At 75.1% G+C, this 26,913-nt stretch carries 27 protein-coding genes, 1 tRNA gene, 1 pseudogene and 1 riboswitch; of the genes and pseudogenes, 27 read left to right on the top strand and 2 right to left on the bottom strand.

The features are described from left to right. The first annotated feature begins 89 nt into the window (after positions 1 to 89). Entirely contained in the window at positions 90 to 839 is a 750-nt protein-coding gene (locus ACR80Q_RS16770) for an MBL fold metallo-hydrolase (RefSeq protein ID WP_435378792.1), read from the top strand. Continuing rightward, on the top strand, positions 839 to 2,188 hold the full coding sequence (gene hisS / locus ACR80Q_RS16765) for a histidine--tRNA ligase (protein ID WP_435378791.1): 1,350 nt from the start codon (positions 839 to 841) through the stop codon (positions 2,186 to 2,188). The genes ACR80Q_RS16770 and hisS overlap by 1 nt, the downstream gene beginning before the upstream one ends. Positions 2,189 to 3,038: 850 nt before the next feature. On the opposite strand, the gene ACR80Q_RS16760 is transcribed toward hisS, so the two are convergent. Then, positions 3,039 to 3,614, bottom strand: a complete 576-nt coding sequence (locus ACR80Q_RS16760; protein ID WP_435378790.1) for a hypothetical protein — start codon at positions 3,612 to 3,614, stop codon at positions 3,039 to 3,041. A gap of 186 nt (positions 3,615 to 3,800) precedes the next feature. On the opposite strand from ACR80Q_RS16760, the gene ald reads away from it, so the two are divergent. The 21 genes and pseudogenes from ald to ACR80Q_RS16655 all read left to right on the top strand — a co-directional run bounded on the left by ald (position 3,801) and on the right by ACR80Q_RS16655 (position 19,923). Next, a complete protein-coding gene (ald, locus tag ACR80Q_RS16755; RefSeq protein WP_435378789.1) occupies positions 3,801 to 4,931 on the top strand; it encodes an alanine dehydrogenase in 1,131 nt (376 codons plus the stop codon). 1 nt (position 4,932) lies between these two features. Then, on the top strand, positions 4,933 to 5,916 hold the full coding sequence (locus ACR80Q_RS16750) for a site-specific tyrosine recombinase XerD (RefSeq protein WP_435378788.1): 984 nt from the start codon (positions 4,933 to 4,935) through the stop codon (positions 5,914 to 5,916). Positions 5,917 to 6,007: 91 nt separating this feature from the next. Then, entirely contained in the window at positions 6,008 to 6,889 is an 882-nt protein-coding gene (locus ACR80Q_RS16745) for a ParA family protein (RefSeq protein WP_435378787.1), read from the top strand. Positions 6,890 to 6,894: 5 nt separating this feature from the next. Then, positions 6,895 to 7,743, top strand: coding sequence for a segregation and condensation protein A (locus ACR80Q_RS16740; protein WP_435378786.1), 849 nt, complete (start codon positions 6,895 to 6,897; stop codon positions 7,741 to 7,743). Then, positions 7,740 to 8,324, top strand: a complete 585-nt coding sequence (gene scpB, locus ACR80Q_RS16735; RefSeq protein WP_435378785.1) for an SMC-Scp complex subunit ScpB — start codon at positions 7,740 to 7,742, stop codon at positions 8,322 to 8,324. The genes ACR80Q_RS16740 and scpB overlap by 4 nt, the downstream gene beginning before the upstream one ends. Then, a complete protein-coding gene (locus ACR80Q_RS16730) occupies positions 8,321 to 9,214 on the top strand; it encodes a pseudouridine synthase (RefSeq protein ID WP_435378784.1) in 894 nt (297 codons plus the stop codon). The genes scpB and ACR80Q_RS16730 overlap by 4 nt, the downstream gene beginning before the upstream one ends. Positions 9,215 to 9,249: 35 nt before the next feature. Next, positions 9,250 to 9,612, top strand: a complete 363-nt coding sequence (gene aroH, locus ACR80Q_RS16725; protein WP_435378783.1) for a chorismate mutase — start codon at positions 9,250 to 9,252, stop codon at positions 9,610 to 9,612. Further along, complete coding sequence (locus tag ACR80Q_RS16720; protein WP_435378782.1) at positions 9,609 to 10,739, top strand: prephenate dehydrogenase; 1,131 nt, start codon at positions 9,609 to 9,611, stop codon at positions 10,737 to 10,739. Before aroH ends, ACR80Q_RS16720 begins: the two co-directional genes overlap by 4 nt. A 156-nt stretch (positions 10,740 to 10,895) precedes the next feature. Beyond that, a complete protein-coding gene (gene cmk, locus ACR80Q_RS16715) occupies positions 10,896 to 11,603 on the top strand; it encodes a (d)CMP kinase (RefSeq protein ID WP_435378781.1) in 708 nt (235 codons plus the stop codon). Continuing rightward, the gene (locus ACR80Q_RS16710) at positions 11,600 to 12,358 is read left to right on the top strand and encodes a lysophospholipid acyltransferase family protein (protein WP_435378780.1); all 759 of its coding nucleotides are present in this window, start codon (positions 11,600 to 11,602) and stop codon (positions 12,356 to 12,358) included. Before cmk ends, ACR80Q_RS16710 begins: the two co-directional genes overlap by 4 nt. Next, on the top strand, positions 12,355 to 13,872 hold the full coding sequence (der, locus tag ACR80Q_RS16705) for a ribosome biogenesis GTPase Der (protein ID WP_435378779.1): 1,518 nt from the start codon (positions 12,355 to 12,357) through the stop codon (positions 13,870 to 13,872). The genes ACR80Q_RS16710 and der overlap by 4 nt, the downstream gene beginning before the upstream one ends. A gap of 45 nt (positions 13,873 to 13,917) precedes the next feature. Beyond that, a tRNA-Pro gene (locus ACR80Q_RS16700) sits at positions 13,918 to 13,991 on the top strand. Continuing rightward, a complete protein-coding gene (locus ACR80Q_RS16695; protein ID WP_435378778.1) occupies positions 13,967 to 14,704 on the top strand; it encodes a CDP-alcohol phosphatidyltransferase family protein in 738 nt (245 codons plus the stop codon). Before ACR80Q_RS16700 ends, ACR80Q_RS16695 begins: the two co-directional genes overlap by 25 nt. After that, the gene (locus ACR80Q_RS16690) at positions 14,697 to 15,677 is read left to right on the top strand and encodes a DUF881 domain-containing protein (protein WP_435378777.1); all 981 of its coding nucleotides are present in this window, start codon (positions 14,697 to 14,699) and stop codon (positions 15,675 to 15,677) included. The genes ACR80Q_RS16695 and ACR80Q_RS16690 overlap by 8 nt, the downstream gene beginning before the upstream one ends. Further along, a complete protein-coding gene (locus ACR80Q_RS16685) occupies positions 15,674 to 16,006 on the top strand; it encodes a small basic family protein (protein WP_435378776.1) in 333 nt (110 codons plus the stop codon). Before ACR80Q_RS16690 ends, ACR80Q_RS16685 begins: the two co-directional genes overlap by 4 nt. Before the next feature lies 1 nt (position 16,007). Then, positions 16,008 to 16,766, top strand: a complete 759-nt coding sequence (locus ACR80Q_RS16680; RefSeq protein ID WP_435378775.1) for a DUF881 domain-containing protein — start codon at positions 16,008 to 16,010, stop codon at positions 16,764 to 16,766. A gap of 93 nt (positions 16,767 to 16,859) precedes the next feature. Continuing rightward, positions 16,860 to 17,243, top strand: a complete 384-nt coding sequence (gene gcvH / locus ACR80Q_RS16675) for a glycine cleavage system protein GcvH (RefSeq protein WP_435378774.1) — start codon at positions 16,860 to 16,862, stop codon at positions 17,241 to 17,243. A 100-nt stretch (positions 17,244 to 17,343) separates the two neighbouring features. Then, positions 17,344 to 17,841 carry an FHA domain-containing protein gene (locus tag ACR80Q_RS16670; protein ID WP_435378773.1) on the top strand — a complete coding sequence of 166 codons (498 nt, stop codon included), beginning with the start codon at positions 17,344 to 17,346 and terminating at the stop codon, positions 17,839 to 17,841. Then, positions 17,838 to 18,557, top strand: coding sequence for a transcriptional regulator FtsR (ftsR, locus tag ACR80Q_RS16665; protein WP_435378772.1), 720 nt, complete (start codon positions 17,838 to 17,840; stop codon positions 18,555 to 18,557). Before ACR80Q_RS16670 ends, ftsR begins: the two co-directional genes overlap by 4 nt. Before the next feature lie 77 nt (positions 18,558 to 18,634). Continuing rightward, positions 18,635 to 19,099: pseudogene (locus tag ACR80Q_RS16660) on the top strand (bifunctional nuclease family protein); the annotation flags it as partial. 305 nt (positions 19,100 to 19,404) lie between these two features. After that, entirely contained in the window at positions 19,405 to 19,923 is a 519-nt protein-coding gene (locus ACR80Q_RS16655; protein ID WP_435378840.1) for a MerR family transcriptional regulator, read from the top strand. A gap of 39 nt (positions 19,924 to 19,962) precedes the next feature. On the opposite strand, the gene ACR80Q_RS16650 is transcribed toward ACR80Q_RS16655, so the two are convergent. After that, a complete protein-coding gene (locus ACR80Q_RS16650; protein ID WP_435378771.1) occupies positions 19,963 to 20,757 on the bottom strand; it encodes a ParA family protein in 795 nt (264 codons plus the stop codon). 39 nt (positions 20,758 to 20,796) lie between these two features. Continuing rightward, a riboswitch (glycine riboswitch) is annotated at positions 20,797 to 20,902 on the top strand. An 80-nt stretch (positions 20,903 to 20,982) separates the two neighbouring features. Here ACR80Q_RS16650 and gcvP point away from each other — a divergent pair. From gcvP to ACR80Q_RS16630, 4 genes are read left to right on the top strand one after another with little or no spacing between them, the layout of a single operon-like run. Next, entirely contained in the window at positions 20,983 to 24,045 is a 3,063-nt protein-coding gene (gcvP, locus tag ACR80Q_RS16645; protein ID WP_435378770.1) for an aminomethyl-transferring glycine dehydrogenase, read from the top strand. Positions 24,046 to 24,055: 10 nt separating this feature from the next. Further along, positions 24,056 to 25,120, top strand: a complete 1,065-nt coding sequence (locus tag ACR80Q_RS16640) for a DUF4190 domain-containing protein (RefSeq protein ID WP_435378769.1) — start codon at positions 24,056 to 24,058, stop codon at positions 25,118 to 25,120. Then, a complete protein-coding gene (locus ACR80Q_RS16635) occupies positions 25,117 to 25,590 on the top strand; it encodes a PPOX class F420-dependent oxidoreductase (protein ID WP_435378768.1) in 474 nt (157 codons plus the stop codon). Before ACR80Q_RS16640 ends, ACR80Q_RS16635 begins: the two co-directional genes overlap by 4 nt. Positions 25,591 to 25,593: 3 nt before the next feature. Then, a complete protein-coding gene (locus tag ACR80Q_RS16630; protein WP_435378767.1) occupies positions 25,594 to 26,850 on the top strand; it encodes an O-succinylhomoserine sulfhydrylase in 1,257 nt (418 codons plus the stop codon). Positions 26,851 to 26,913 lie beyond the last annotated feature (63 nt).

Genomic DNA, 26,913 nt, shown 5'->3' with positions numbered 1-26,913 from the left:
TCCTTCCTGGGTGACGACGACAAGGAGCGACGCTCCTGCCGTCCGCCTGCGGGCAGGGACGACAGCATAGGGAAGTAGCCTCGGCTCCCATGCTGGTGCGTGCGATCGAGGCCACGGCGTTCGGCACGAACTGCTGGGTGCTGGCGACGGGGCCGGGGCAGGAGTGCGTCGTCGTCGACCCGGGGATCGGGGTGCTCGGTCCGCTGGAGGACCTGCTGCGTGAGGAGCGGCTGCGACCGGCCGCGGTGCTGCTGACCCACGGGCACGCCGACCACGTCTGGTCGGTGACGCCCGTCTGCCGCAGCGCCGGCGCCGGGGTGGCGGTGCACGTCCACCCCGACGACCGCTACCGGCTGCGGGACCCGTTGGCTCAGCTGGCACCGGAGCTGCGCGGGATGCTGGCCGGGATGTTCGGGCCGGCGGAACGGTGGCAGGAGCCCGACGACGTCCTCGACCTGAGCGCGGCGGCGGTGGGGGAGCAGGGCGGGACCTCGGCACCGCCCCGCTTCCAGGTGGCCGGGCTCGACCTGGGGGTCCACCACACCCCCGGTCACACCGAGGGGTCCGTGGTGTTCCACCTGGACGCGGCCACCACGGGCGCGGAGCCGTGGCTGCTGAGCGGGGACCTGCTGTTCGCCGGGAGCATCGGGCGCTCCGACCTGTTCGGCGGCGACCCGGCCGCCATGACGACATCGTTGCGCGACGTGCTGCCACGCTTCTCCGACGACACCCTCGTGCTGCCCGGTCACGGACCCAGCACGACCATGGCCCGTGAGCGGGCCACCAACCCCTACCTGACCCGGCTGCCGAGTGACCGCAGCCCCACGAGAGGACACTGATGGCGAGGATCGCGCCGCTCTCGGGCTTCCCCGAGTGGCTGCCCGCCCAGCGAGCCGTCGAGCTGCACGTGCTCGACACCCTGCGCGAGACCTTCGAGCTGCACGGGTTCGCCTCGGTCGAGACCCGGTCCGTCGAGCCGCTGTCACAGCTGCTGCGCAAGGGCGAGATCGACAAGGAGGTCTACGTCGTGCGGCGGCTCCACGCCGAGGACGACGGGGCCACCGACCCCGACACCCTGGGCCTGCACTTCGACCTGACGGTGCCGTTCGCCCGGTACGTGCTGCAGAACGGCGGGCACCTGTCGTTCCCGTTCAAGCGTTACCAGATCCAGCGCAGCTGGCGCGGTGAGCGACCCCAGGACGGCCGGTTCCGGGAGTTCGTCCAGGCCGACGTGGACGTGGTCGGCGTCGACACCCTGCCGCGGCACTACGAGGTCGACCTGCCCCTGGTCATGGTCGAGGCCTTGCGGGCCCTGGACGTCGGCGACGTGCGGATGCGGGTCAACGACCGCCGCGTCGTGGAGGCGCTGGTGCGTGGCCTCGGACTGAGCGACGTGCCTGCGGTCCTCGCGGCGGTCGACAAGCTGGCCAAGATCGGCCCCGAGGCGACCGCCACCCTGCTGCGCGAACGGGCCGGCGCCACCGAGCAGCAGGCGGCGGCGGTGCTCGAGGTCGCCGGCGTCACCGGGACGGACCTGTCCGTCGTCGCCGAGGCCGCGGCGCGGCTGGGGGCCGGCTCCGCCGAGCTCGACGCCGCCCTACCGGACCTGCAGCACCTGGTCGACGCCGCGGAGCAGGTGGCGCCCGGGGTGGTCGTCGCCGACCTGGCCGTCGTCCGCGGCCTGGACTACTACACCGGCAGCGTCTACGAGACCGAGCTGGTCGGGCACGAGGACCTCGGGTCCGTCTGCTCGGGCGGTCGCTACGACGACCTGGTGAGCGAGGGTTCCACCCGTCACCCCGGGGTCGGGCTGAGCATCGGAGTCAGCCGTCTGGTGTCCCGCCTGCTGCGGGACGGCTCGGTCGCGGCCACCCGCGCCGTCCCCACGGCGGTGCTCGTGGCGGTCACCGACGAGGCCGACCGCTCCCGCAGCGACGTGGTCGCGCGGGCGCTGCGGGGCCGCGGCATCCCCGCGGACACGGCCCCGACGGCCGCCAAGTTCGGCAAGCAGATCAAGCACGCCGACCGCAACGGCATCCCGTTCGTCTGGTTCCCGGGCGACGCGGACGACGCGCTGCTCGGCCAGGCCAAGGACATCCGCTCCGGAGACCAGACCGACGCGGACGCCCGCACCTGGTCCCCGCCGGAGGAGGACCGCCGTGTCCGGGTGGTCCGCGCCCACGGGTAGGTCCGAGCCCTAGCGGCGAGGGGTCACCGGCGCGGTGTGGGACGTTCCGGGCACTGGACCCGGTCGTGTGGGACGTTCCGGGCTCCGGTCCCGATCGTGTGGGACGTCCCGGGCGTCAGCAGGGCCTCGGGCGGGCGGAAACGTCCCACAACCGGCTGCGGCCGGGCGGCTAGGTCCGGCCAGCGCCCCGGCCAGCGGGCGGCGTTCGTGTGGGACGTTCCGTGCGGCCAGACGGTCTCACCCGGCCAGGAACGTCCCACAACCGGGGGCGCCTGACCGGGCCGACGCCCGGCGCCAGCTCTGGCCAGCGCCCGGCCGTTCGTGTGGGACGTTCCGTGCGGCCAGACGGTCTCGACCGGCCAGGAACGTCCCACAACCGGGGGCGCCTGATCGGGCCGACGCCCGGCGCCAGCTCTGGCCAGCGCCCGGCCGTTCGTGTGGGACGTTCCGTGCGGCCAGCCCGTCTCAACCGGCCGGGAACGTCCCGCAACCGGCGCGCCTGATCCGGTCGACGCCCGGCGGCCGGCTTCTGGTGAGCGCCTGGCCGTTCGTGTGGGACGGTCCGTGTGGCAGGGCCGTCTCAGCCGGCCAGGAACGTCCCACAACCGGGGGCGCCTGACCGGGCCGACGCCCGGCGCCAGCTCTGGCCAGCGCCCGGCCGTTCGTGTGGGACGTTCCGTGCGGCCAGCCCGTCTCAACCGACCAGGAACGTCCCACAACCGGCGCGCCTGATCCGGTCGGCGCCCGGCGGCCGGCTTCTGGTCAGCGCCTGGCCGTTCGTGTGGGACGTTCCGTGCGGCCAGACCGTCTCATCCGGCCAGGAACGTCCCACAACCGGCACCTGATCCGGTCAGCGCCCGGCCGGGCCGCCGGGCGCGGGGGTCAGGCCCAGGTGCTCCAGCTCCAGGGCGGCGAGGCGGGCCGTCACCTCCGGGTCGCCGCGACGCCAGTCGCCCACCGGGTCGGCCGACACCGCGGCGAGCCGGGGGAGCGGCTGCGTGGTCAGCGCGCGCAGCGCGAACAGCTCACGGTCGGCCCCGGCAGCCAGCAGGGCGCTGGCCGCGCCGGCGCGTCGGGCGAAGCGCAACCGCGCCGGCAGCCACAGCAGCAGCACGACGGCGATCGGGGCCAGGGGCACGAGCAGACCGACGGCCACGGCCAGGTCGCCCACCAGGTCGGCCAGGCGTGTGGTCGAGACCGCGATGTCGGTGACGGAGCCCGCGGCGGAACGGAACGGGGACGCCACGTCCTCGCCCACCAGGGGCAGGCCCGCCACGCCGTCCCCACCGCGCTGCAGCTGCTCGGCCGTCCGCTCGGCCCCGCCGGCCAGGTCCAGGGTGGGTGCCACCAGCGACCGGACCGCCTGGTGGGCGGCCGCGCCGACGAGGGCCCAGGCCAGGCACCAGAGCACGACCGCGGCGTCCACGGTGACCTGTCGCGACCGCCGCCCGGGGGTCTGCGCGTACCAGAGCAGCCGCCGCCGAGCCGGGAGGGTCCTGCCCGTGGGGGCGGTACCGGGGGAGGGCCCGCCGACCGCCCGAGCAGGCGTGACGCGCGACACGTCAGGCCCCACGTCGTCCACGCAGCCACCGTAGGCCCCTAGAGTGCGGCCGTGACTGATACCGCCACCGTCGTCGGGGTCCCGTCCGAGGTCAAGAACCACGAGTACCGGGTCGCGCTCACCCCGTCGGGGGTCCACGAGCTGCGCAGCCGCGGTCACGAGGTCCTGGTCGAGGCCGGGGCGGGCACCGGCTCCTCGATCAGCGACGACGACTACCGCGCCGAGGGCGCCGTGGTCGTCGAGGACGCGGACGAGGTCTGGGAGCGGGCCGACCTGGTGCTCAAGGTCAAGGAACCCGTCGAGGAGGAGTACCACCGCCTCCGTCCGGGACTGACGCTGTTCACCTACCTGCACCTGGCCGCGGACCGTCGCCTCACCGAGGAGCTGGTGGCCAAGGAGGTCACCGCCATCGCCTACGAGACGGTGCAGACCCCCGACCGGGCGCTGCCCCTGCTCTACCCGATGAGCGAGGTCGCGGGCCGGCTGGCCCCGATGGTCGGCGCCCACACCCTGCTCCGGGCCGAGGGCGGCCGCGGCGTGCTCATGGGTGGGGTCTCCGGGACCTACGCGGCCAAGGTCGTCGTCATCGGCGCCGGGGTCGCGGGGCTCAACGCCACCGCCACCGCGGTGGGGATGCAGGCCGAGGTCGTCCTGATGGACCGCGACGTGTCGCGGCTGCGGGCGGCGGACCGGATCTACCAGGGCCGGGTGCAGACCGTGGCCTCCAACAGCCTCGAGCTGGAGCGGGCCGTGCTGTCGGCCGACCTCGTGATCGGCGCCGTGCTGGTGCCCGGGGCCAAGGCGCCCCGACTGGTCAGCAACGAGCTGGTGTCGCGGATGCGGCCCGGCAGCGTGCTCGTCGACATCTCCGTCGACCAGGGCGGCTGCTTCGAGGACACCCGTCCCACCACCCACGCCGACCCGACGTTCGGGGTCCACGACTCGGTGTTCTACTGCGTGGCCAACATGCCCGGGGCCGTGCCCAACACCTCGACGTACGCCCTGACCAACGTCACGCTGCCCTACGCCAGCGCCGTGGCCACCCAGGGCTGGCGGGAGGCGCTGCGGGCGGACCCGTCGCTGGCGCTGGGCCTCAACACCCACGCCGGCGCCGTCGTCAACGAGCCCGTCGCCGTGGCCCACGGCATGGACCACACCCCGCTGGCCGACGTCCTGGCCTGACGTGGACGCCGGCTCGCACGCCCCGCCGCGACAGCGCGCCGCCCCCGGCCCGCTGGACGCGGCGGCTGCGACCTGGTTGACCCACCTGGCCGTCGAGCGGGGGGCCGCCACCAACACCCTGGCGGCCTACCGGCGCGACATCGCCCGGTGGACCGCGCACCTGCACCGGCTGGGGCGCGAGCGGCCCGCGCAGGTCACCGAGGCCGACGTCTCGGCCTTCGTGGTGGCGCTGCGGAGCCCCGTCGACGGCGGCACGGCGCTGTCGGCGGCGTCCACCGCGCGGGCGCTGGCGGCGGTGCGGGGGCTGCACCGGTTCTGGCTCGCCGAGGGCCTGGTCCCCGTGGACGTCACCCGCGAGGTCCGTTCCCCGCAGCTGCCCCGCCGGCTCCCCAAGGCCCTGGGGGTCGGGTCGGTCGAGCGGCTGCTGCAGGCGCCCGACACCAGCACCCCGCTGGGTCTGCGCGACCGGGCCCTGCTGGAGCTGCTGTACGCCACCGGGGCCCGCATCTCGGAGGTGGCCCGCCTCGACGTCGACGACGTCATCGGCTCCGACGGCGAGCTGGTGGGCGTCCTGCGCCTCACCGGCAAGGGCGGCAAGCAGCGCGAGGTCCCGGTCGGCAGCCACGCGAGGGCGGCGCTGCAGGCCTACCTGGTGCGGGCCCGCCCCGGCCTGCTCGGCGCCGGGACCGACCCGCGGGCGCTGTTCCGCAACTCCCGGGGCGGGCGGCTCAGCCGCCAGTCGGCCTGGGTGGTGCTGCAGCGGGCCGCGGCGGTCGCCGGCCTGCCCGAGCCGGGCGGCCCCGCCGTGGGACCCCACCTGCTGCGGCACTCCTTCGCCACCCACCTGCTGGAGGGCGGCGCCGACGTCCGCGTCGTCCAGGAGCTGCTGGGCCACGCGTCGGTGTCGACGACGCAGGTGTACACCCACGTGTCCGTCGACGCGCTGCGCGAGGTGTACGCCACCAGCCACCCGCGCGCCCGCTGAGCCCGTCCCGCCGCCGCCGAGGCCCCGTGGTGGCCCGGTGAGCGGCGTGGTGGGGGCCGGGCACCCCGGTGCTCGCACTAGGGTCACCTGCGTGACTTCTGCGACCGACGCCGCGACCGGCGACGGGTCCGACGAGCTGGGCCCCACCGGTCGACCGCTGCCCGACTTCGGCGTGCCCCCCGTCCTCGGCCAGCACGGACCCGCCCGGGTCATCGCCCTGTGCAACCAGAAGGGCGGCGTCGGCAAGACGACGACGACCATGAACCTGGGCGCCGCGCTGGCGGAGTACGGCCGCAAGGTCCTCCTCGTCGACTTCGACCCCCAGGGCGCCCTGTCGGCCGGGCTCGGCGTGCGACCGGAGGAGGACGAGCCGTCGCTGTACCAGCTGCTCGTCGACCGGGACGCCGACGTGCGCGACGTGGTCCGCGCGACGGCGTTCCCCGGCATCGACGTCCTGCCCACGGACATCCACCTGTCCGCCGCCGAGGTCCACCTGGTGTCGGAGGTGGCGCGGGAGATGGTGCTCAAGCGCCTGCTGCGCCCCATCCAGGACGACTACGACGTCGTGCTCATCGACTGCCAGCCCAGCCTGGGCCTGCTCGCGGTCAACGCCCTGACCGCGGCCCACGGCGTCCTGATCCCGGTGGAGTGCGAGTACTTCGCGCTGCGCGGCGTCGCGCTGCTGCAGCAGACCATCGAGAAGGTCACCGACCGGCTCAACTTCGGCCTGGAGATCGACGGCGTCCTGCCCACCATGTACGACCCCCGCACCCTGCACTCCCGCGAGGTCGTCGCCCGGCTGGTCGACGTGTTCGGCGAGAAGGTGTTCCACACCGTCATCGCCCGCACGGTCAAGTTCCCCGACTCCTCCGCCGCGTCGCAGCCGATGACCACCTACGCCCCGTCGCACCCCGGCACCCACGCCTACCGGCAGCTGGCCCGCGAGCTGGTGGCCCGGGGTCTGGTCGCCTGAGGCACGTGGGCGCCCCGGCGACCGAGCACGGCCCGGACGGCGAGGGCCCGACGTCGTCCTTCGAGGTCCACCTCGACGTCTTCACCGGCCCGTTCGACCTGCTGCTGGGGTTGATCGCCAAGCACCGCCTCGACGTCACCGAGGTGGCCCTGGCCGAGGTCACCGACGAGTTCCTCGCCCACATCCGGGCGATGGACCACTGGGACCTGGACGAGGTGACCGGCTTCGTCCTGGTCGCGGCCACCCTGCTGGACCTCAAGTCCGCGCGGCTGCTGCCGGGGGCGCAGGTGGAGGACGAGCAGGACCTGGCCCTGCTGGAGGCCCGCGACCTGCTGTTCGCGCGGCTGCTGCAGTACCGGGCGTTCCGCACCGCCGCGGCCGACATCGACCGCCGGCTGGAGGCCTACGCCGGGCGCCACCCGCGACGCCGGGGCGACGACCCGGCCGCGGCCGGCCTGCTGCCGGACCTGGTGTGGACCTCCGACGCCGAGACGTTCGCCCGGATCGCCGCGGAGGCGCTGCGACCCAAGCCCATCCCCACCGTGGGCCTGGAGCACCTGCACGCCCCCGAGGTCGACGTGGCCGAGCAGAAGGACGAGCTGCTGCGCCGGCTGCAGACCGGTCGGGCCGTGTCCTTCCGCACCCTGGTGGCGGACGCGGGCGGGCGCCCCGTGGTCGTGGCCCGGTTCCTGGCGGTGCTCGACCTCTACCGTGAGGAGCTGGTGGCGCTGGAGCAGGCGGGCCCGCTGGCCGACCTCAGCATCCGGCTGATCCGTCCCGAGCAGCGCGCCACGCTGCACCAGGTCGCCGAGCTCGGCGACGAGACCCACCCGAGCGGCGAGGAGCACGCATGACCCTGCAGGAGGGCCTGGACGTCGACGCCCTGCCCGGCGGTGCCCGGGCGGCGGTCGAGGCGGTGGTGATGGTGGCCGACGAGCCGGTCCCGGCGCTGGTGCTGGCCGCGGCCCTCGCGCTGCCGCTGGAGCGGGTCGAGCAGCTGCTGCGCGAGCTGGCGACCGACTACGACGCCGGGGGACGGGGTTTCGAGCTGCGGGAGAGCGCCACCGGCTGGCGGGTGTACTCCCGCCAGGTGTTCGCGCCGGTGGTCGAGCGGTTCGTCCGCGACGGTGCCACGGCCCGGCTCAGCCGGGCCTCGCTGGAGACCCTCGCGATCATCGCCTACCGCCAGCCCGTCACCCGCAGCACGGTCTCCAGCATCCGCGGCGTGAGCGCCGACGCGACCATCCGGACCCTCCTGCAGCGGGGTCTGGTGGCCGAGAGCGGCGACGAGTCCCCGAACGGTGCGATCCTGTACGTCACGACGGGCGAGTTCTGCGAGCGGCTCGGGTTGACGAGCGTCGACGAGCTGCCGCCCCTCGCCCCCTACCTGCCGGAGGCCGACGTGCTCGACGACATCGCAGGGGCTTCCCGATGAGCCCCACCAGCTCCCGCGGCGGCCGCAAGCAGCCCGCCCGCACCGCTCCCGGCGGCAACGGCGGGTCCCGGCCCGGCCCCGCCGACCGCCGCAAGATGCGCCAGCAGCGCGGCGCGGACCAGCGCGCCGCCAACGTGCCCGACGCCCCCGCCGGCGACGTCCACGACCCCGAGGGCGAGCGCCTGCAGAAAGTGCTGGCCAAGGCCGGCGTCGCGTCGCGGCGTCGCGCCGAGCAGCTCATCGCGCTCGGTCGGGTCACGGTCGACGACCAGGTCGTCACCGAGCTCGGCACCCGCGTCAGCCCCACCCAGGTGGTCCACGTCGACGGCCTCCGGGTCCAGGTCGACGACACCCGCGTGTACCTGGCCGTCAACAAGCCCGTCGGCATGCTGTCGGCGATGGAGGACGACGAGGGCCGCTCCAACCTCGGCGACCTGGTCCGGGACCGCGAGGAGCGGCTGTTCCACGTCGGCCGGCTCGACCTGGAGTCCGAGGGCCTGCTGCTGCTGACCAACGACGGCGACCTGGCCCACCGGCTGCTGCACCCCAGCTACGGCGTGCAGAAGTGGTACCTGGCCGAGGTCCCGGGCCCCATCGGCCGCGAGGTCGGCCGCACCCTCAAGGAGGGGATCGAGCTGGACGACGGCCCGGTCAAGGTCGACGAGTTCGCCGTCGTGGACTCCGCCCCGGGCAAGGCCCTGCTCGAGATCGTCATCCACGAGGGCCGCAAGCACGTCGTGCGGCGCATGCTGGCGCAGGTGGGGCACCCCGTGGAGCGGCTCGTCCGCACCCGCATCGGCTCGATCCGGCTCGGTGAGCTGCCCCCCGGTCACACCCGGCGCCTCAACGCCGGTGAGGTCGCCGGCCTGTTCCGCGACGTGGGCCTGTGACGGGCCGCCCCGGGTCGGCTCGCTAACGTCCTGCCATGGCGGTCAGGGCGGTCCGGGGAGCGATCCAGCTGGACGTGGACGAGCGCGAGCACCTGCTCGACTCCACCCGGGAGCTGGTGTCGGCCGTGATGACGGCCAACGACCTCACGGCGGAGGACCTGATCAGCGTCGTGTTCACCGCGACGCCGGACCTGACCAGCGAGTTCCCGGCGGTGGCCGCCCGTGAGGTCGGCCTGGGGTCGGTGCCGCTGCTGTGCACCGTCGAGATCGACGTGCCCGGGGCGCTGCCACGGGTGGTCCGGCTGATGGCCCACGTGGACACCGACCGGCCCCGGGACGCGGTCCAGCACGTCTACCTGCGCGGGGCCGCCGCCCTGCGCAGGGACATCGCCCAGTGAGCGAGCTCCCCCCCGGGCCGGTCCCGGCCGGTGTCCTCGTCGTAGGCGCGGGGCTGGTCGGGGCCAGCATCGGGCTGGGCCTGCGCCCCACCGGCAGCGACGTCGTCCTGCACGACGCGTCGCCGACGGTGGCGGCCGTCGCGGCCGACCTCGGCGCCGGCCGGCTGCCGGACGGCGACGACCTGCAGCCCGACCTGGTCGTCGTGGCGGCCCCGCCGGACGTGACCGCCGGGCTGGTCGTGGCCTACCTGCGCCGCTACCCGCACGCCACGGTGACCGACGTGGCCAGCACGAAGGCCGCCGTCGTGGCCGAGGTGCTGGCCGCCGCGGGCGCCGACGCCGACCGGTACGTCGGCGGGCACCCGATGGCCGGGCGCGAGCGGTCGGGACCGATGGCCGCGCGCGGCGACCTGTTCGTGGGCCGGCCCTGGGTGCTCACCCCGGACCGGAGCACGTCGCTGGTGGCCAAGGCGCTGGTCCGCGAGACCGCGACCCGGCTGGGGGCCGTGGTCGTCGAGCTGGACCCGGCCACCCACGACGAGGCCGTGGCCCTGGTGTCGCACCTGCCGCAGGTGGCGGCCAGCCTGGTCGCGGCCCGCCTGGTCGGGGCGTCGGACTCCGCGGTCGCGCTCGCCGGCCAGGGGCTGCGCGACGTCACCCGGATCGCCGCCAGCGACCCCGTGCTCTGGGCGCAGATCCTGGCGGGCAACGCGGCCCCCCTGGCCCAGCAGCTCCGGCTGCTGCGCGACGACCTCGACCGCACCGTCTCGGCCCTGGAGCAGCTCGACCAGGCCGGTGGCCCCGCCCACCGCCCGCCCCCGCAGGGCCCGGTGGGCGCCCTGGCCCGGCTGGTGGCCGAGGGCAACGCGGGGCGGGCGATGGTGCCCGGCAAGCACGGCAGCGCGCCGACGGTCTACGCGGTGGTCCCCGTCCTCGTCCCCGACCGGCCGGGCTCCCTCGCGGCGCTCATCGGCACCATCGGCGAGGTCGGCGTCAACGTGGAGGACCTGCGCATCGAGCACAGCCCCGGACGGCTGGCCGGCGTCGCCGAGGTGTCCGTGCTGCCCGCGGCGCGCGACCGCCTGGTCGAGGCGTTGCGCGATCGCGGCTGGTCGGTCCCGGACTAGCCAGCCGGTAACCTGGGGGGTCGCCCGCCGCCGCCCCGGTCAGGGCCGTCCCTCCGCCACCGACCTCCGGGAGCCGCCACGATGTCCGTGCCGTCGCGCTCCGATTCGTCGCGTGGGGCCTCGGGTGCCACGGCCCCGCGGTCCGGGTCCCGCCGGGTGCTCGTGGCCGTCGACGGCCCCTCGGGCTCCGGCAAGTCCAGCGTGTCGCGCGAGGTGGCCCGTCGTGCCGGCCTGGCCTACCTGGACACCGGGGCGATGTACCGGGCGTTCTGCTGGGCCGCGCTGCGCGACGGGGCGGACGTCGCCGACGCGGAAGCCACCGCGGCCGTGGCCCGCGCCGCCGACGTCCGGGTGAGCACCGACCCCGACACCGCCCGCGTGGTCGTGGACGGTACGGACGTCACCGACGCCATCCGCGGCGCCGACGTGACCGCAGCCGTGTCGCAGCTCGCCGCCCACCCCGCGGTCCGCGAGGTCCTCCGGCTGGCGCAGCGGGCCGTGATGGACGGCGCGCCCACCGGGTGCATCGCCGAGGGCCGTGACATCACGACCGTGGTGGCCCCCGACGCCGACGTCCGCATCCTGCTGACCGCCGACCCCGACGCCCGGGTCCGGCGCCGGGCCCGCCAGCTCGGCGGGGCCGGCCGGGGCGCCGACGTCCGCGCGGCCGTGCTGGGCCGGGACGAGAAGGACTCCCGCGTCACGTCGTTCCGCACCGCCGCCGACGGCGTGCTCGAGCTGGACTCCTCCGACCTGGACCTCGAGCAGACGGTGACCGCGGTCCTGGAGCTGGTGCACCGGGCGCAGCAGGCGACGGCGCCCGTCGACCTGCGGGAGGCGTCCCGGGCGGGTGGGGGCTCGTGAGCCCGGCGAGCCCGGCCACCTCGACCAGCCCCCCCGGCGCGACCGGCCCGACGGCCCCGACCGCCCCCGGTCGCTGGTGGGGTCGCCTGGTCGGGTTCGTGGTCGCCCACGTGCTCTGGCGTACCGACGTCCGGGGCCTGGAGCACGTCGGGCAGGGGCCGGTCCTGCTGGCCGTCAACCACGTGAGCGTCCTCGACGGGCCGCTGGTCTACTCCTCCAACTGGCGTCGCGGGGCGCAGTTCCTCGTCAAGAAGGAGATGTTCCGCGGCTTCTTCGGCTGGGTGCTGCACCAGGTGGGGCAGATCCCGGTGGACCGCTCCGGCGGGGACCGCACGGCGCTGACCGCGGCCGTGGCCGTGCTGCGCGAGGGCGGCGTGGCCGGCATCTTCCCCGAGGGCTCGCGCGGTCGGGGCGACGTCGTGGCGGTGCGGACGGGCATCGCCTGGATCGCGCTGCAGTCCGGCGCCCCCGTCGTGCCCGTGGCCGTGCTGGGGACCCGCCGCACCGGCGAGCGCCCCGGCGGTCTGCCCCGGCTGCGCCGGCGCCTGCACGTCGTGCACGGCGAGCCGTTCCACCTGGTGCGCCCGGACGGCGTACCCGGCAAGCAGGCGCTCAGGGCGGCGGCCGAGCAGGTGCGGCTGCGCCTGGTCGCCCACGTCGAGGACTCGGTCGCCCTCACCGGCGAGCCGCTGCCCGACGACCCCGGCACCACCACCCCGAACCAGGACCCAGGACAGGCAGGCGGCACACCGTGACCGGAACCGACGACCACAGCAGCGAGCCCGACGGCGCGGCCGAGACCACCACCCCCGAGGGGGCCGTGCCCGAGGGTGCGGTGTCCGACGCCGACGCCGAGCGCGTCCTGCGCAGCCAGCTCGCGGACTACGACCTGGCCGAGGAGGACCTGGCCGTCCTGGGCCGGGACCTGGACGACCCTGATCTGGAGCACGAGGACGTCCGCCCCGTCGTGGCCGTCGTCGGCCGGCCCAACGTCGGCAAGTCGACCCTGGTCAACCGCATCCTGGGCCGGCGCGAGGCCGTGGTGCAGGACGTCCCCGGGGTGACCCGCGACCGCGTCAGCTACCCGGTGGACTGGGCCGGGCGCACGTTCACCCTCGTCGACACCGGCGGCTGGGACGCCCGCGTCCAGGGGCTGGCCGCGCAGGTCGCCGAGCAGGCCGAGATCGCCGTCGAGCTCGCCGACGCCGTCATCTTCGTGGTGGACGGGACGGTGGGCGCCACGGCCGTCGACGAGGCGGTCGTGAAGATGCTGCGCCGGGCGGGCAAGCCCGTCGTGCTGGTGGCCAACAAGGTGGACGACGCGCGCGGCGAGGCCGACGCGACGGCGCTGTGGGCCCTCGGCCTGGGCCAGCCGTACCCGGTGTCGGCCCTGCACGGACGCGGCAGCGGCGACATGCTCGACGCCGTCCTCGAGGTGCTGCCCGAGCGGACGGCCGCCACGCCGGAGTCCTCCGCCGTGCGCCGGGTGGCCCTGGTCGGACGGCCCAACGTCGGCAAGTCCAGCCTGCTCAACGCCCTCGTGGGCAGCGAGCGCGTCGTCGTCAACGCGACCGCCGGCACCACGCGCGACCCCGTCGACGAGATGGTCGAGCTGGGTGGGCGCACCTGGCGGGTCGTGGACACCGCCGGCATCCGCCGCAAGCACCGCAGCAGCGTCGGCGCGGACTTCTACGCCGGGCTGCGCACCCAGGCCGCCATCGAGCGCGCCGAGGTCGCCGTCGTGCTCGTCGACTCCTCGGAGATCCTCAGCGAGCAGGACGTCCGCGTGGTCCAGAACGCCGTCGACGCGGGCCGGGCGGTGGTCCTGGCCATGAACAAGTGGGACCTCGTCGACGAGGAGCGCCGCCGCTACCTGGAGCGCGAGCTGGAGACCGAGCTGGTCCAGGTGCCGTGGGCCCCGCGGGTCAACCTGTCCGCGATGACCGGGCGGCACCTGGACCGCCTGGTGCCGGCGATGGACCGCGCCCTGGCGTCGTGGGAGTCGCGGGTGCCGACCGGGCGCCTCAACGCGCTGATCGCGGAGATCGTCGGGGCGCACCCGCACCCCGTGCGCGGGGGCAAGCAGCCCCGCATCCTCTACGCCACCCAGGCCGGCGTCCGGCCGCCCACGTTCGTGCTGTTCACCACCGGGTTCCTCGAGGCCGGGTACCGCCGGTTCGTCGAGCGGCGCCTCCGTGAGGAGTTCGGCTTCGAGGGCACGCCCATCGAGGTGACCGTGCGGGCGCGGGAGCGTCGGAAGCGCACCTGAGCCTGCGATACGATTCCGGCCGGCGGTCACGGAGACGTGGCCGACCGGGACGTGGCGCAGCTTGGTAGCGCACTTGACTGGGGGTCAAGGGGTCGTGGGTTCGAATCCCGCCGTCCCGACAGGGTTGACAGGCACGACGGACCAGCCCGGTCGACCTGAGCCGGTCGACCGGGCAGCCCCGATCTGGCAGCCTCGACCGGTAGGAACGCTGCCAGGGGAGGCCGCCACGACCACCGCTGTCAGCGACCGGGTTGTCACGCTCCCCAACGCCATCAGCCTCGCCCGGCTGCTGTGCGTGCCCGTGTTCGCGGTCCTCATCGTCGGCGGGCAGGACGCCGCAGCGCTCGTCGTGCTGCTGCTGGCCGGGCTCAGCGACTACGTCGACGGGCTGCTGGCGCGCCGCTGGGACCAGGTGACCAGGCTCGGCCAGCTGCTGGACCCGGCCGCCGACCGGCTCTACGTCACGGTCGCCCTGCTGGGCCTCGGCTGGCGCGAGGTGCTGCCGTGGTGGCTGATCGGCGCCATCGTGGGTCGCGACGTCGTCCTGACCCTCAACGTGCTCTTCCTGCGCCACCACGGGCTGTCGTCGCTGCCGCCGCACCTCATCGGCAAGACCGCGACGTTCGCCCTGCTGGTGGCCCTGCCGCTGCTGCTGCTGGCCGAGGCCACCACCGAGCTGTCGGCCGTGGTGCGCCCGCTGGCGTGGGCCGTGCTGCTGTGGGGGACGGCGCTGTACTACTGGGGGGCGGGCGGCTACCTGCGCCAGACCTGGGTGCTGGTGGGCCGGGTCCGTCGCGGCGGCGACCCGACGGCGGCGGTGACGCATGGCTAGGTCGGCCTTCTCGTCCTCCACGCTGCTCGACGAGATCATGCGGCGCCCGCTGGACCCCGGGTACGAGGCCGCGGCCCGGCGTCGGGAGCGGGCTCACGGGGGCGAGGCCGGTGCGCCCGGTGGTCCGGACCGGTCCGGGGCGCCGAAGCCCGACGGTGAGGACCGGCGGGGTGACCGGCTGCGGCGACGCCGCCGCCGCCAGGCCGCGCGACGCTGGCAGCTGACGACGTCCGTCGTCGTCGCGGGTGTCGTGCTGGGGCTGGTGGCGGGGGCGGGCGTCGCCCAGCTGCGGACGCGTCCGCTCGAGGCGCAGGACCGGGCCGTCCTGGAGGCGGAGATCGAGCGCCGCACCGAGCTCGCGGACACGCTGGCGGAGTCCAACTCACGGCTGCGCCAGGAGATCGAGGCCGAGCAGGCGGCCGCCATCGGCGAGGGGGCCGACGCGTTGCTGGCGGACACCGAGCGCCTGGCCGTCGTGGCCGGGGCGGTCCCCGTCGTCGGTGACGGCGTCGTCGTGGTCCTGGACGACGCCCCCTCCGACGGGGTCGACGAACCGAGCCAGATCTCGGACGACAGCCGGGTCCGCGACGTCGACGTGCAGACGGTCGTCAACGGTCTGTGGGCGGCCGGGGCCGAGGGCATCGCGGTCAACGGGCAGCGGCTGACGTCCCTGAGCACCATCCGGCACGCGGGCGACGCCATCGTGGTCGACCTGCGGCAGCTGGCGAGGCCGTACACGATCACGGCCGTCGGCAACCCCGGCGCGCTGCAGCAGGAGGCCCGCACGGGCTCGGCCGGGCAGTGGGCCGCGTTCCTGCGCGACAGCTACGGTATCGCCGTGTCCGTGGAGGTCGCCGACGACCTGGAGCTCCCCTCGGCCTCCCGGTTGACGCTGCGCCACGCGCAGGGGGTCCTCGCGCCCGGCGAGGTCGGGCCCGGCGAGGGCTCGCAGGAGGAGGCTGGTCAGTCGTGATCGCGATCATCGGGCTGCTGCTCGGGGTGGCGGTCGGCATCTTCCTGGAGCCGACCGTCCCGCCCGCGCTGCAGCCGTACCTGCCGATCGCCATCGTCGCGGCCCTCGACGCCCTGTTCGGCGGGTTCCGGGCGGTCATCGAGGGCATCTTCGACGACCGGGTGTTCGTCGTCTCCCTGGTCTTCAACGTCGTCATCGCCGCGTTCGTCGTGTTCCTGGGCGACCAGCTGGGCGTGGGCTCGCAGCTGAGCACCGGCGTCGTCGTCGTCCTCGGGATCCGGATCTTCTCCAACGCGGCCGCCATCCGTCGGCACCTCCTGGGGTCCTGACGTGACCTACCACCCGGACAACGTCGACCCCACGTCGGCCTGGCGACGGCTCCGCAGCGGCGTCGGCCGTCGGCCCGGCCGGTTCCAGGTGTTCGCGGCCGTGCTGCTGTTCCTGCTGGGCTTCGCCGTGGTGACCCAGGCCCGGCAGACGTCCGAGGCCGGGCTGTCCACCCTGCGGGAGACGGAGCTGGTCCGGCTCCTGGACGGCGTCAGCGAGCGGCGGGAGCGGCTGGAGGAGGAGGCGGGCGAGCTGCAGGCGCAGCGGCAGGCCCTGCTCACCAGCTCCGACGCCAGCGCGGAGGCGGAGCGCGCCGCCCGGGACCGGCTCGCCGTCTACTCGGTCCTGGCGGGCACGGTGGCGGCCCAGGGGCCGGGCATCACGGTGGTCATCCGGGACGAGGGGGAGCGCACCGTGACCGACGCCTTCATGCTCGACGCGGTGCAGGAGCTGCGTGACGCCGGCGCCGAGGCGATCCAGATCGGGGACGTCCGGGTGGTCGCCAGCACGTCCTTCGTCGACGCCCCCGACCGCAGCGGCATCGCCGTGGACGGCACCGTCGTCGCCTCGCCGTTCACGATCCGGGCCATCGGCGACCCCGACGTGATGGAGCCGGCGCTGCGGATCCCGGGCGGGGTGGTGCCCCGCCTCGAACGCTTCGGGGACGCGGTCACGGTGACCGAGCTCGACCTCGTCGTCGTCGACGCGTTGCGGGTCGTCGCACCCCCTGAGTACGCTCGCCCGGCCCAGCCCGAGGAGTGACCCGCTGCTCGCGCGGCGTCGAGCGATCGGCACCGGACCGGACAGCCGACCGGCACTGACAGCCAACCGGAACTGACAGAGAGCGGTGAGATCGTGGACGTGCCTGAGGGGCTCCGCTACACCAGCGAGCACGAGTGGCTCCGCACCGGTGAGGACGGCGTCGTGCGCGTCGGCATCACCGACTACGCGCAGGACGCGCTGGGCGACATCGTGTTCGTCGAGCTGCCGGCTCCCGGCACCGTGGTCGCCGCCGGTCAGGCCTGCGGCGAGGTCGAGTCGACCAAGTCCGTGTCCGAGCTGTTCGCCCCCGTGAGCGGCACGGTGACGGCGCGCAACGACTCCCTCGAGGCGGCGCCGGAGACGGTCAACGGCGACCCCTACGGCGAGGGCTGGATGTTCGAGCTGCGCCCCGACGACGACACCGCGGTCGGTGCCCTGCTCGACGACGCCGCATACCGGGCGTTGACGGACGGGTGAACACGGTCGGACGGGTGAACGGGCACCGAACGGACGCGGTACACGTCTACCTGAGCATGAGGGTGGCCACTAGGGTTGCGCCAACCGAGGAGGAGAACCGATGACGGAGACCCCGGACGCGCCGCGTCAACGTGGCACGGCTGCGATCCCGGTGACCCCGGGCCAGGGCGTGGACACCACGATCACCTACGCCCAGGCCACCGACACCGACCCCGCGAGCGGGCTGACGCGTGACGACCAGCGGGCCGTGGAGGCCCTGCCGCAGGGCTCGGCCCTCCTCGTGGTCCAGCGCGGCCCGAACGCCGGGGCGCGGTTCCTGCTGGACTCCGAGCGCACCACCGCCGGCCGTGCCGCCGACAGCGACATCTTCCTCGACGACGTCACGGTCTCCCGGCGTCACGCCGAGTTCGGCCGCGTCGGCGAGGGGTACCGGGTGGTCGACGTCGGCAGCCTCAACGGCACCTACGTCAACCGCCAGCGGATCGAGTCGGCGGTGCTGAACGCCGGCGACGAGGTCCAGATCGGCAAGTACCGGCTGGTGTACCACCCGTCCCGCCAGCACCTGGTCCCGGCGGACGGTGAGGACACCGGGGCGTGAGCGCCCCGGCTCTGGCGGGCCGCGACCGACCCTCCGGACTGACCATCGGGGAGGTCCTCGCCGTGCTGCGCGAGGAGTTCCCCGACGTCACGATCTCCAAGATCCGCTTCCTCGAGGAGCAGGGTCTGGTCGAGCCGGACCGCACCCCGTCCGGCTACCGCAAGTTCTCCCACACCCACGTCGACCGGCTGCGGCACGTCCTCACGCTGCAGCGTGACCACTTCCTGCCGCTGCGGGTCATCCGGGAGCAGCTGGACGGCGTCGGGCCCGACCTGCTGGCCGCGGCGTCGCCGGGCCGGCCGGCCCCGTTCGTGCGCGTGCTGCGGGACGCGGTCGACGGCGCGGACGCCTCCGCGGGCGCCCGCGACGCCGACGCCCTGGCCGCCGCGGCGGGCTGCGAGCCCGCGCTCGTGGCGGACCTGCTCAGCCACGGCCTGGTCCGCCCCGCGAGCGACGGCTGGTTCTCCCCGGACGACGTCGAGGTCGTCCGGGCGGCGTCGGCGCTGGCCGCGCACGGCGTCCAGCCCCGGCACCTCCGTTCGTTCCGGTCCGCAGCGGACAAGGAGGTCGACCTCGTCGAGGCGGTGGTCGCACCGCTGCGCCGGTCGGGTCGCCCGGGTGCCTCCGGCGAGGTCGCCGACACCGCCCGCGAGGTGGCCGCCACCTGCCTGCGCCTGCACGCCGCCCTCGTCGCGGGCTCCCTCGGCCGACGCTGACCCCGCGGGCCGCCGTCACCGTCGCCGGGTGACCCTCGGTCGCCGCCCGGGGCCTGCTCGGGGGTAGCGTGGCGTCCGTGCGCGAGCTTGACGTGGTCGGCATCCGGGTGGAGACACCGTCCAACAACCCGATCGTGCTGCTGAGGGAGCGCGAGGGGCACCGCTACCTGCCGGTGTGGATCGGCGCGGCCGAGGCGAGTGCGATCGCGTTCGCCCAGCAGGGGCTGGTGCCGCCCCGGCCGCAGACGCACGACCTGCTGCTGGACGTGGTGACCGCGCTGGGCCGGACGGTGGAAGAGGTCCGCATCACCGAGTACCGCGACAACATCTTCTACGCCGAGCTGGTGCTGGACGGCGGGACGACCGTCGGGGCCCGCACCTCCGACGCCGTGGCCCTGGCCCTGCGGGCCGGCTGCCGCATCCTCGGCGCCGAGGCCGTGCTGGACGAGGTCGGCGTCCCGGTGCCGGACGAGGACGAGGGCGAGGTCGAGGTGGAGCGCCTGCGCGAGTTCCTCGACAGCGTGAACCCCGAGGACTTCGACTTCGAGGAGGGTGCGGCGTCCACGACGGACCTGATGGACGAGCTCGACGAGCTCGAGAACGAGCGGACCGACGACGACGAGGACCGGCCCGACGCCGGTGACGGCGACGACACGCCCCCCAAACCCTCCAGCGGTGGTTGACCCTTGGTCGGGCGATCCCTACCGTCGGACGTGACGGAGCGGTACCGGGCACCTCAGTCCCCGGCCGCCCCGCCCGAGAGGAGCCCGGCATGGCACATCACGAGGTAGACGGCGCCGCGCGAGCGGGCTCCGTCTCCGTGGCCGGCTCCGACCGCGACCAGGGCATGCTCTTCGACGACGGGCTGCCCGACCTGGACGAGACCGCCGGGTACCGCGGCCCCGTCGCGGCCCGGGCGGCCGGCATCACCTACCGCCAGCTGGACTACTGGGCCCGGACCGGGCTGGTCGAGCCCGCCGTGCGCGGCGCGAGCGGGTCCGGCAGCCAGCGGCTGTACGGCTTCCGCGACATCCTCGTGCTCAAGGTCGTCAAGCGGCTCCTGGACACCGGGGTGTCGCTGCAGCAGATCCGCACGGCGACCCAGGTGCTGCGCAGCCACGGCGTCGAGGACCTGGCCAACATCACCCTGATCTCCGACGGGGCGAGCGTGTACGAGTGCACGTCCGCCGACGAGGTCATCGACCTCGTCCAGGGCGGGCAGGGCGTGTTCGGCATCGCGGTCGGCCGGGTCTGGCGCGAGGTGGAGGGCACCCTGGCCGAGCTCCCGGCCGAGCGCGAGGAGCAGGTCGTGGACGTGCCCGGTGACGAGCTCGCCCGTCGCCGCGCCGCGCGCGAGGCCGGCTGAGGCAGGTCGACGGGGCCCCGCCCGCCGGCGGGCCCGTCGCTAGCGCGCCGCCCGCCGCGTGCCGCCCGCCCGCAGCACGCGGTCCAGGTGGGAGTCGAACGCCGCCGCCAGCTCGGCCCCGCCGTGGCCGTGCCAGCGGTGGACGGGGGTGGTCGCCCCCTGGGACTGCTGCACGGCCGAGCGGTCGGGCAGCGGGGGTCGCAGCACGAGCGGGCCGAACAGCCCCGTCATCTCCTCCAGGCGGTAGCGGTGCTCGGGGGAGCGCTCCCGGAACCGGTTGACGAGGATCCCCAGCGGCATCAGGTGACGGGCCTCGTCGCTGCGCAGGGCGTCGATCGCCCGCAGCGCCCGGTCCGCGGCCGCGACGGAGAAGATCGCGGGCTCGCTCACCACGAGCGCCCGGTCGCTGGCCACCAGCCCGGTGCGGGTCAGCCCGCCCAGGGACGGCGGGCAGTCCACCAGCACCAGGTCGTACCAGGGCACCTTGGACAGCGCCGTGGCCAGCGTCCGCATCGTCCGGGGCCGGGTGGCGTAGTCGTGGTCGGTGCTGGCCTCCGAGCCCAGCATCACGTCCAGGACGCCGGGCTGGTCACCGGCCCACCCGGACGGGGCGATGGCCTTGGCCAGCTCGCTGCGGCGGGGGTTGGCCAGCACGTCGGACACCGTGGACTCCCGCCGGGCGGCCACGTCGAGGCCGGTCGTGGCGTCGGCCTGCGGGTCCAGGTCGACCACCAGCGTGGGCACCCCGCGCGCCAGCGCGGCCGAGGCCAGTCCGAGCGTGACGGTCGTCTTGCCGACGCCCCCCTTGAGGCTGCAGACACTCAGCACGATCACGGCCCCGACGCTACCCGGCTGATAACCTGACGGTGCTGCACACACCCTGCGGGAGAGTCCGTCGCGACTCGCTCGGAACCACCGCGTCGGCGCCGAAGGGGCAACCTCCCCGGAACCTCTCAGGCACCAGGACCGCAGGGGACAGGCACGCAGGAGGGGTCCGCCCCGACTGTCGGGGTCCGATGTGACGAGCCCGTCCAGGGCTCACGGACGCCGAGGAGCCTCGTGCCCACCACCCCCAGCACGCCCAGCCCGACCACGCCCGCCGGCGCGACGACCGGCCCGGCCGCGGGCACGAGCCCCCGGGCCGCCACGAGCCCGCGCGCGGTCTTCAGCGAACGGCACCTCGGCCACGTCCCGGACCCGCAGGCCTACGCCCGGGCGACGGGCTTCGACAGCCTGGCCGACCTGGTCGACGCGACCGTCCCCGCCGGGATCCGGCAGCACGAGCCGCTGGACCTGCCGCCGGCGCTGGACGAGGAGGACGCGCTCGTCGAGCTGCGCGCCGTCGCGGCCCGCAACCGGGTGGTCCAGCCCATGATCGGCCTGGGGTACCACGGCACCGTGACCCCGCCCGTGGTCCGGCGCAACGTGCTGCAGAACCCCGCCTGGTACACCGCCTACACGCCCTACCAGCCCGAGATCAGCCAGGGCCGCCTCGAGGCTCTGCTCACGTTCCAGACCCTGGTCACGGACCTGACCGGGCTCGACGTGGCCAACGCGAGCCTGCTCGACGAGCCCACCGCCGCCGCCGAGGCCATGACCCTGCTGCGCCGGGCCACCAAGGCGGGCGACGACGCCGTGTTCCTGGTCGACTCCGACGTCCTGCCGCAGACCCGGGCCGTGCTGGCCACCCGCGCCGAGCCGCTGGGCATCGAGCTGGTGGACCTGGACCTGGGGGCGGGCGCCGAGCCGTCCGGCGACCTGGTCGCCGCGGCCCTGGCCGGACGCACCGTCTACGGCGCCCTGCTGCAGTACCCGGGCGCGTCCGGGCAGGTCCGCGACCTGCGCGCGGTGACCGAGGCCGTCGTGGCCGCCGGGGCCCGCGTGGCCGTCGCGGCCGACCCGCTGGTCCTGACCCTGCTCACCCCGCCGGGGGAGTGGGGTGCCGACGTGGTGGTCGGCTCCATGCAGCGCTTCGGCGTCCCGATGGGCTACGGCGGCCCGCACGCGGGGTACATGGCCGTCCGCGACGGGCTGCAGCGGCTGCTGCCCGGCCGCCTCGTCGGCGTCAGCAGGGACGCCTCGGGCAACCCGGCGCTCCGCCTGGCCCTGCAGACCCGCGAGCAGCACATCCGCCGCGAGAAGGCGACCAGCAACATCTGCACCGCCCAGGTGCTGCTGGCCGTGATGGCCGGGATGTACGCGGTCTGGCACGGCCCGGACGGGCTGCGGCGCATCGCCGGTCACGCCCACGACCACGCCGCGGCCGTGGCGGCCGCGGCCACCTCGATGGGGGTCACGGTCGAGACGACCGCGTTCTTCGACACCGTGACCCTGCGGGTGGCCGACGCGGACGCGGTGGTCGCGGAGGCGCTGTCCCGCGGCGTCAACGTGCGCCGGGTCGACGCCACCCACGTGGGCGTCACCACGGACGAGACCACCCGAGGGGCGCACGTGGACGCCGTGGTCGCGACCCTGGCGACCGTGTCGGGGACGACCGCCGACCTGCCGGTCGAGGTCACCGCCGCCGGGTTCACGGGCCCCCTGGCCCGGACCAGCGAGTTCTGCACCAACGAGGTCTTCCACCGGTACCGCTCCGAGACGGGCCTGCTGCGCTACCTGCGCCGGCTCGCCGACGCGGACTTCGCCCTGGACCGCGGGATGATCCCGCTGGGCTCGTGCACCATGAAGCTCAACGCCACCACCGAGATGGAGTCCGTCACCTGGCCGGAGTTCGCGGACCTGCACCCGTTCGCCCCCGCCGACCAGGCCGCCGGCACCCGTCAGGTCGTCGCCGACCTCGAGCGGTGGCTGGCCGAGGTGACCGGCTACGACGCCGTCAGCATGCAGCCGAACTCCGGGGCCCAGGGCGAGCTGGCGGGGCTGCTGGCGATCCGCGGCTACCACCGGGCGCAGGGCCACGGCGAGCGTGACGTCTGCCTGATCCCCTCCAGCGCCCACGGCACCAACGCCGCCAGCGCCGTCATGGCCGGCATGCGGGTGCAGGTCGTGGCCTGCGACGAGGCGGGCAACGTCGACGTCGACGACCTCCGCGCCAAGATCGGGACCCACGGCGACCGGCTCGCCGCCCTGATGATCACCTACCCCTCCACCCACGGGGTGTTCGAGGAGACCGTCACCGAGATCTGCGACGAGGTCCACGCCGCGGGCGGGCAGGTCTACCTGGACGGGGCCAACCTCAACGCCCTGGTCGGGCTGGCCCGGCCCGGTCGGTTCGGGGCCGACGTCAGCCACCTCAACCTGCACAAGACGTTCTGCATCCCCCACGGGGGCGGCGGGCCGGGCGTCGGCCCGATCGGCGTCCGCGCCCACCTGGCCGAGTTCCTGCCGGGTCACCCGCTGGAGCCCACGCTGGCCGACAACCCCGTGGGCCCGGTGTCCGGGGCGCCCTACGGTTCGGCGGGCATCCTCACCATCCCGTGGACCTACGTGCGGATGATGGGCGCCGAGGGCCTGACCGAGGCCACCACCCGCGCCATCGCGGCCGCGAACTACGTGGCCGGGCGGCTGCGCGGGCACTGGGACGTCCTCTACACCGGCCGCAACGGCACGGTGGCGCACGAGTGCATCCTCGACGTGCGTCCGGTCGCCAGGAGCGCCGGCGTGACGGTCGACGACATCGCCAAGCGGCTGATCGACCACGGCTTCCACGCCCCGACGATGAGCTGGCCCGTGGCGGGCACCCTCATGGTCGAGCCCACCGAGAGCGAGGACCAGGCCGAGCTCGACCGGTTCTGCGACGCGATGATCGAGATCCGGGCCGAGGTCGCCCGCGTCGAGTCCGGCGAGTGGCAGGTGGCCACGTCGCCGCTGCGCCGCGCCCCGCACACCGCGGAGGACCTCGTGGGGGACTGGGACCGGCCCTACGAGCGCCGGCTCGGGGTCTACCCGTCGGGGTCCGTGCGCGGCAAGTACTGGCCGCCCGTCAACCGCGTCGACGGGGCCTGGGGCGACCGCAACCTGGTGTGCGCCTGCCCGCCGGTCAGCGCGTTCGGCGAGCCGGAGCCGGTGGCCGCCCCGGTCACCGACGACACGGGGCGGACCGGGGAGCAGGACGGCGACCGGACCGGGACGGCGGGCCGGGAGCCCGTGGCCGCGCGCTAGCGTTCCTACCATGTCCGTGCCCCCCGACTCCTCGCCGCCGCCCCAGGACCCGAACGGCCCGCCGCCGGGCCAGGGCCCCTACGGGCCACCGCCCGGGCAGGGTCCGTACGGGCCGCCGCCGGGGCAGGGTCCGTACGGCCCGCCGCCCGGGCAGGGCGCGCCCCCCGGTGGCGACCCGTACTCCCAGCCGTCCGGCCAGGTGCAGCCGTACGGGCCGGGTCAGGAGCAGGGCTACGGCCAGGGCCCCGGGCCGGGCTACGGCGTGCGCCCCGACCCCGGGCCGCCGACCGACCTGGTGTCGGTGCTCGGGCTCGTCTTCGCGGTGCTGCTCGCCCCGGTCGGCCTGGTCCTCAGCATCATCGGGATCGTCCGGACCCGCGACGGTCGTCGCAAGGGCCGGGGCCTGGCCATCGCCGGCATCGTGGTGTCGGTCCTGCTCAGCCTCGTCCTGGCGGCCCTCGTCGCCGCCGCCATCGCCTTCGGCACCCTGTGGAGCACCACGGTCGGCGGCAGCCTGGAGGAGCTCGAGCAGCAGAACCCCGAGCTCTTCGACGAGCTCGAGGAGGGGAGCGCGTCGCCGTCGGCCGGCCCGGGCGGGCTCGACGAGCTGCAGGAGCAGCTCGAGGACCTCCTGCCGTCCACCCCGGCCCAGGTCGACCCGGCCTCGGCGCTGCCCCTGGGCGAGACCGCCGAGCTCGGCGACTTCGCCGTGGCCGTCACCGGGGTGGACCTGGACGCGGGCGAGGAGCTCGCCGCCCAGGGCAACCCGGCCGCGGACGGCCGCTACGTGGTCGTCACGGCCGACGTCACCAACACCACCGACGAGCCGCAGGGGGTCTACCTCGGGCTGAACGTCTCCTACCTGTCGGCCGCCGGCACCAGCTACGACGAGTTCACCTGCGACGCCACGTTCGACGGGCAGGCCTCGGGCCTCGACGACGTCGAGCCGGGCGCGTCCACCCCGGTCAGCTGGTGCCTCGTGGTGCCGGAGGCCGAGGCGGGCGGCGGTGTCGTCGTCGTGGCGCCCACCTTCGACCTGACCGGGGCCGACACGACCGCCTGGGCCGAGCAGTGAGCCGGACCGCGGCCACGGCCCGTCACCCCGAGCGCGACGAGCTGCTGGCGTTCTGCCGCGAGCGCCACCACGTCGTGCTCATCACCCACCGGGCCGACGGCAGCCCGCAGGCCTCGCCCGTCTCCTGCGGCGTCGACGAGCAGGGCCGATTCGTCATCTCGACCTACCCCGAGCGGGCCAAGGTCCACAACGCGCGCCGCGACCCGCGGGTCACCCTCGTGGTGCTCTCGGACGACTGGGACGGTCCCTACGTACAGGTCGACGGCGAGTGCGAGGTGATCGACCTGCCCGAGGCCCTCGAGCCGCTGGTCGACTACTTCCGCTCCTTCGGTCGGGAGCACCCGGACTGGGACGAGTACCGCGCCGCCATGCTCGAGCAGGGCAAGTCGCTGCTGCGGGTCACGCCGACGCGCTGGGGGCCGGTGGCCACGGGCGGGTTCCCCGCCCGGCTGGTCGAGCAGGACGGCTGAGCGGTGCCGGGGGGCCAGGACGTCGAGGAGCACGGGGGCACCGCGGGCGGCCCGGGGCCGGCGGGCGTCCGGTGGGACACCACGGCGGTGCGGGGCGGGATGCGCCGCAGCGAGGTCGGGGAGACCTCCGAACCCCTGCACCTCACGTCCGGGTTCGTGTTCGACGACGCCGAGCAGGCCGAGGACGCGTTCCTCGGCGACAACGACCGGTTCGTCTACTCCCGTTACGGCAACCCGACCGTGACCGCGTTCACCGAGCGGCTGCGCCTGCTCGAGGGGGCCGAGGCGTGCCTGGCCACCGCCAGCGGCATGGCCGCGGTGTTCGCCGCGCTCGGCGGCCTGCTGGCGGCCGGTGACCGGTTGGTCGCGTCCCGGGCGATGTTCGGCTCCTGCGCCGTCGTCGTCACCGAGGTGCTGCCCCGGTGGGGGGTGGTCACCGAGCTGGTCGACGGCACCGACCTGGGCGCCTGGCGCGAGGCGCTGGCCACCCCGGCCAGGGCGGTGTTCCTCGAGACCCCGTCCAACCCGATGCTCGACCTCGTCGACGTCGCGGCCGTGTCGGAGCTGGCGCACGCGGCGGGGGCCGTCGTCGTGGTCGACAACGTCCTGGCCTCGCCCGTGCTGTGCCGCCCGCTCGCCCTGGGGGCGGACGTGGTCGTGTACTCCGCCACCAAGCACATGGACGGGCAGGGCCGGGTGCTCGGCGGCGCCGTGCTCGGCCCGGCGGACCTCGTCGACGGCGACATCGGGCACCTGGTCCGTCACACCGGGCCCACGCTGAGCCCGTTCAACGCCTGGACGCTCCTCAAGGGCCTGGAGACCATGCCGCTGCGGGTGCGTCACAGCTCCGACGTGGCGCTGCGGCTGGCCGGCTGGTCGGAGCAGCAGCCCGGGGTGGCCGCCGTCCGCCACCCGTTCCTGGCCTCGCACCCGCAGCACGACCTGGCGCGGGCGCAGATGGACGGGGGAGGCACGGTGCTGACGCTCGAGCTCGACGGCGACGGCACCCCGGCCGGTGGCCGCCGCGCGGCCTTCGCGTTCCTGGACGCGCTGCAGGTGGTCGACATCTCCAACAACCTGGGCGACACCCGCTCGCTGGCCTGCCACCCCGCGACCACGACCCACCGGGCGCTGTCGGGCAGCGTCCGTCGCGCGCAGGGCATCACCGACGCGGTGGTCCGGCTGTCGGTCGGGCTCGAGGACGCCGAGGACCTGCTGGAGGACCTGGCCCGCGCCGTGGCCGCCGCCCGCGCCGCCTGACCTCGGCGCCCACCCGTGGTGCCGGCCCGATAGCCTCGCCGCGTCCGCACGGTCGCCGCCTGC

The organism is Aquipuribacter aurantiacus (genome assembly GCF_051216895.1).
Lineage (GTDB): Bacteria > Actinomycetota > Actinomycetes > Actinomycetales > JBBAYJ01 > Aquipuribacter.
Note: the sequence above shows the minus strand (reverse complement) of the source record. Positions and strands in the feature narration are given on the sequence as shown.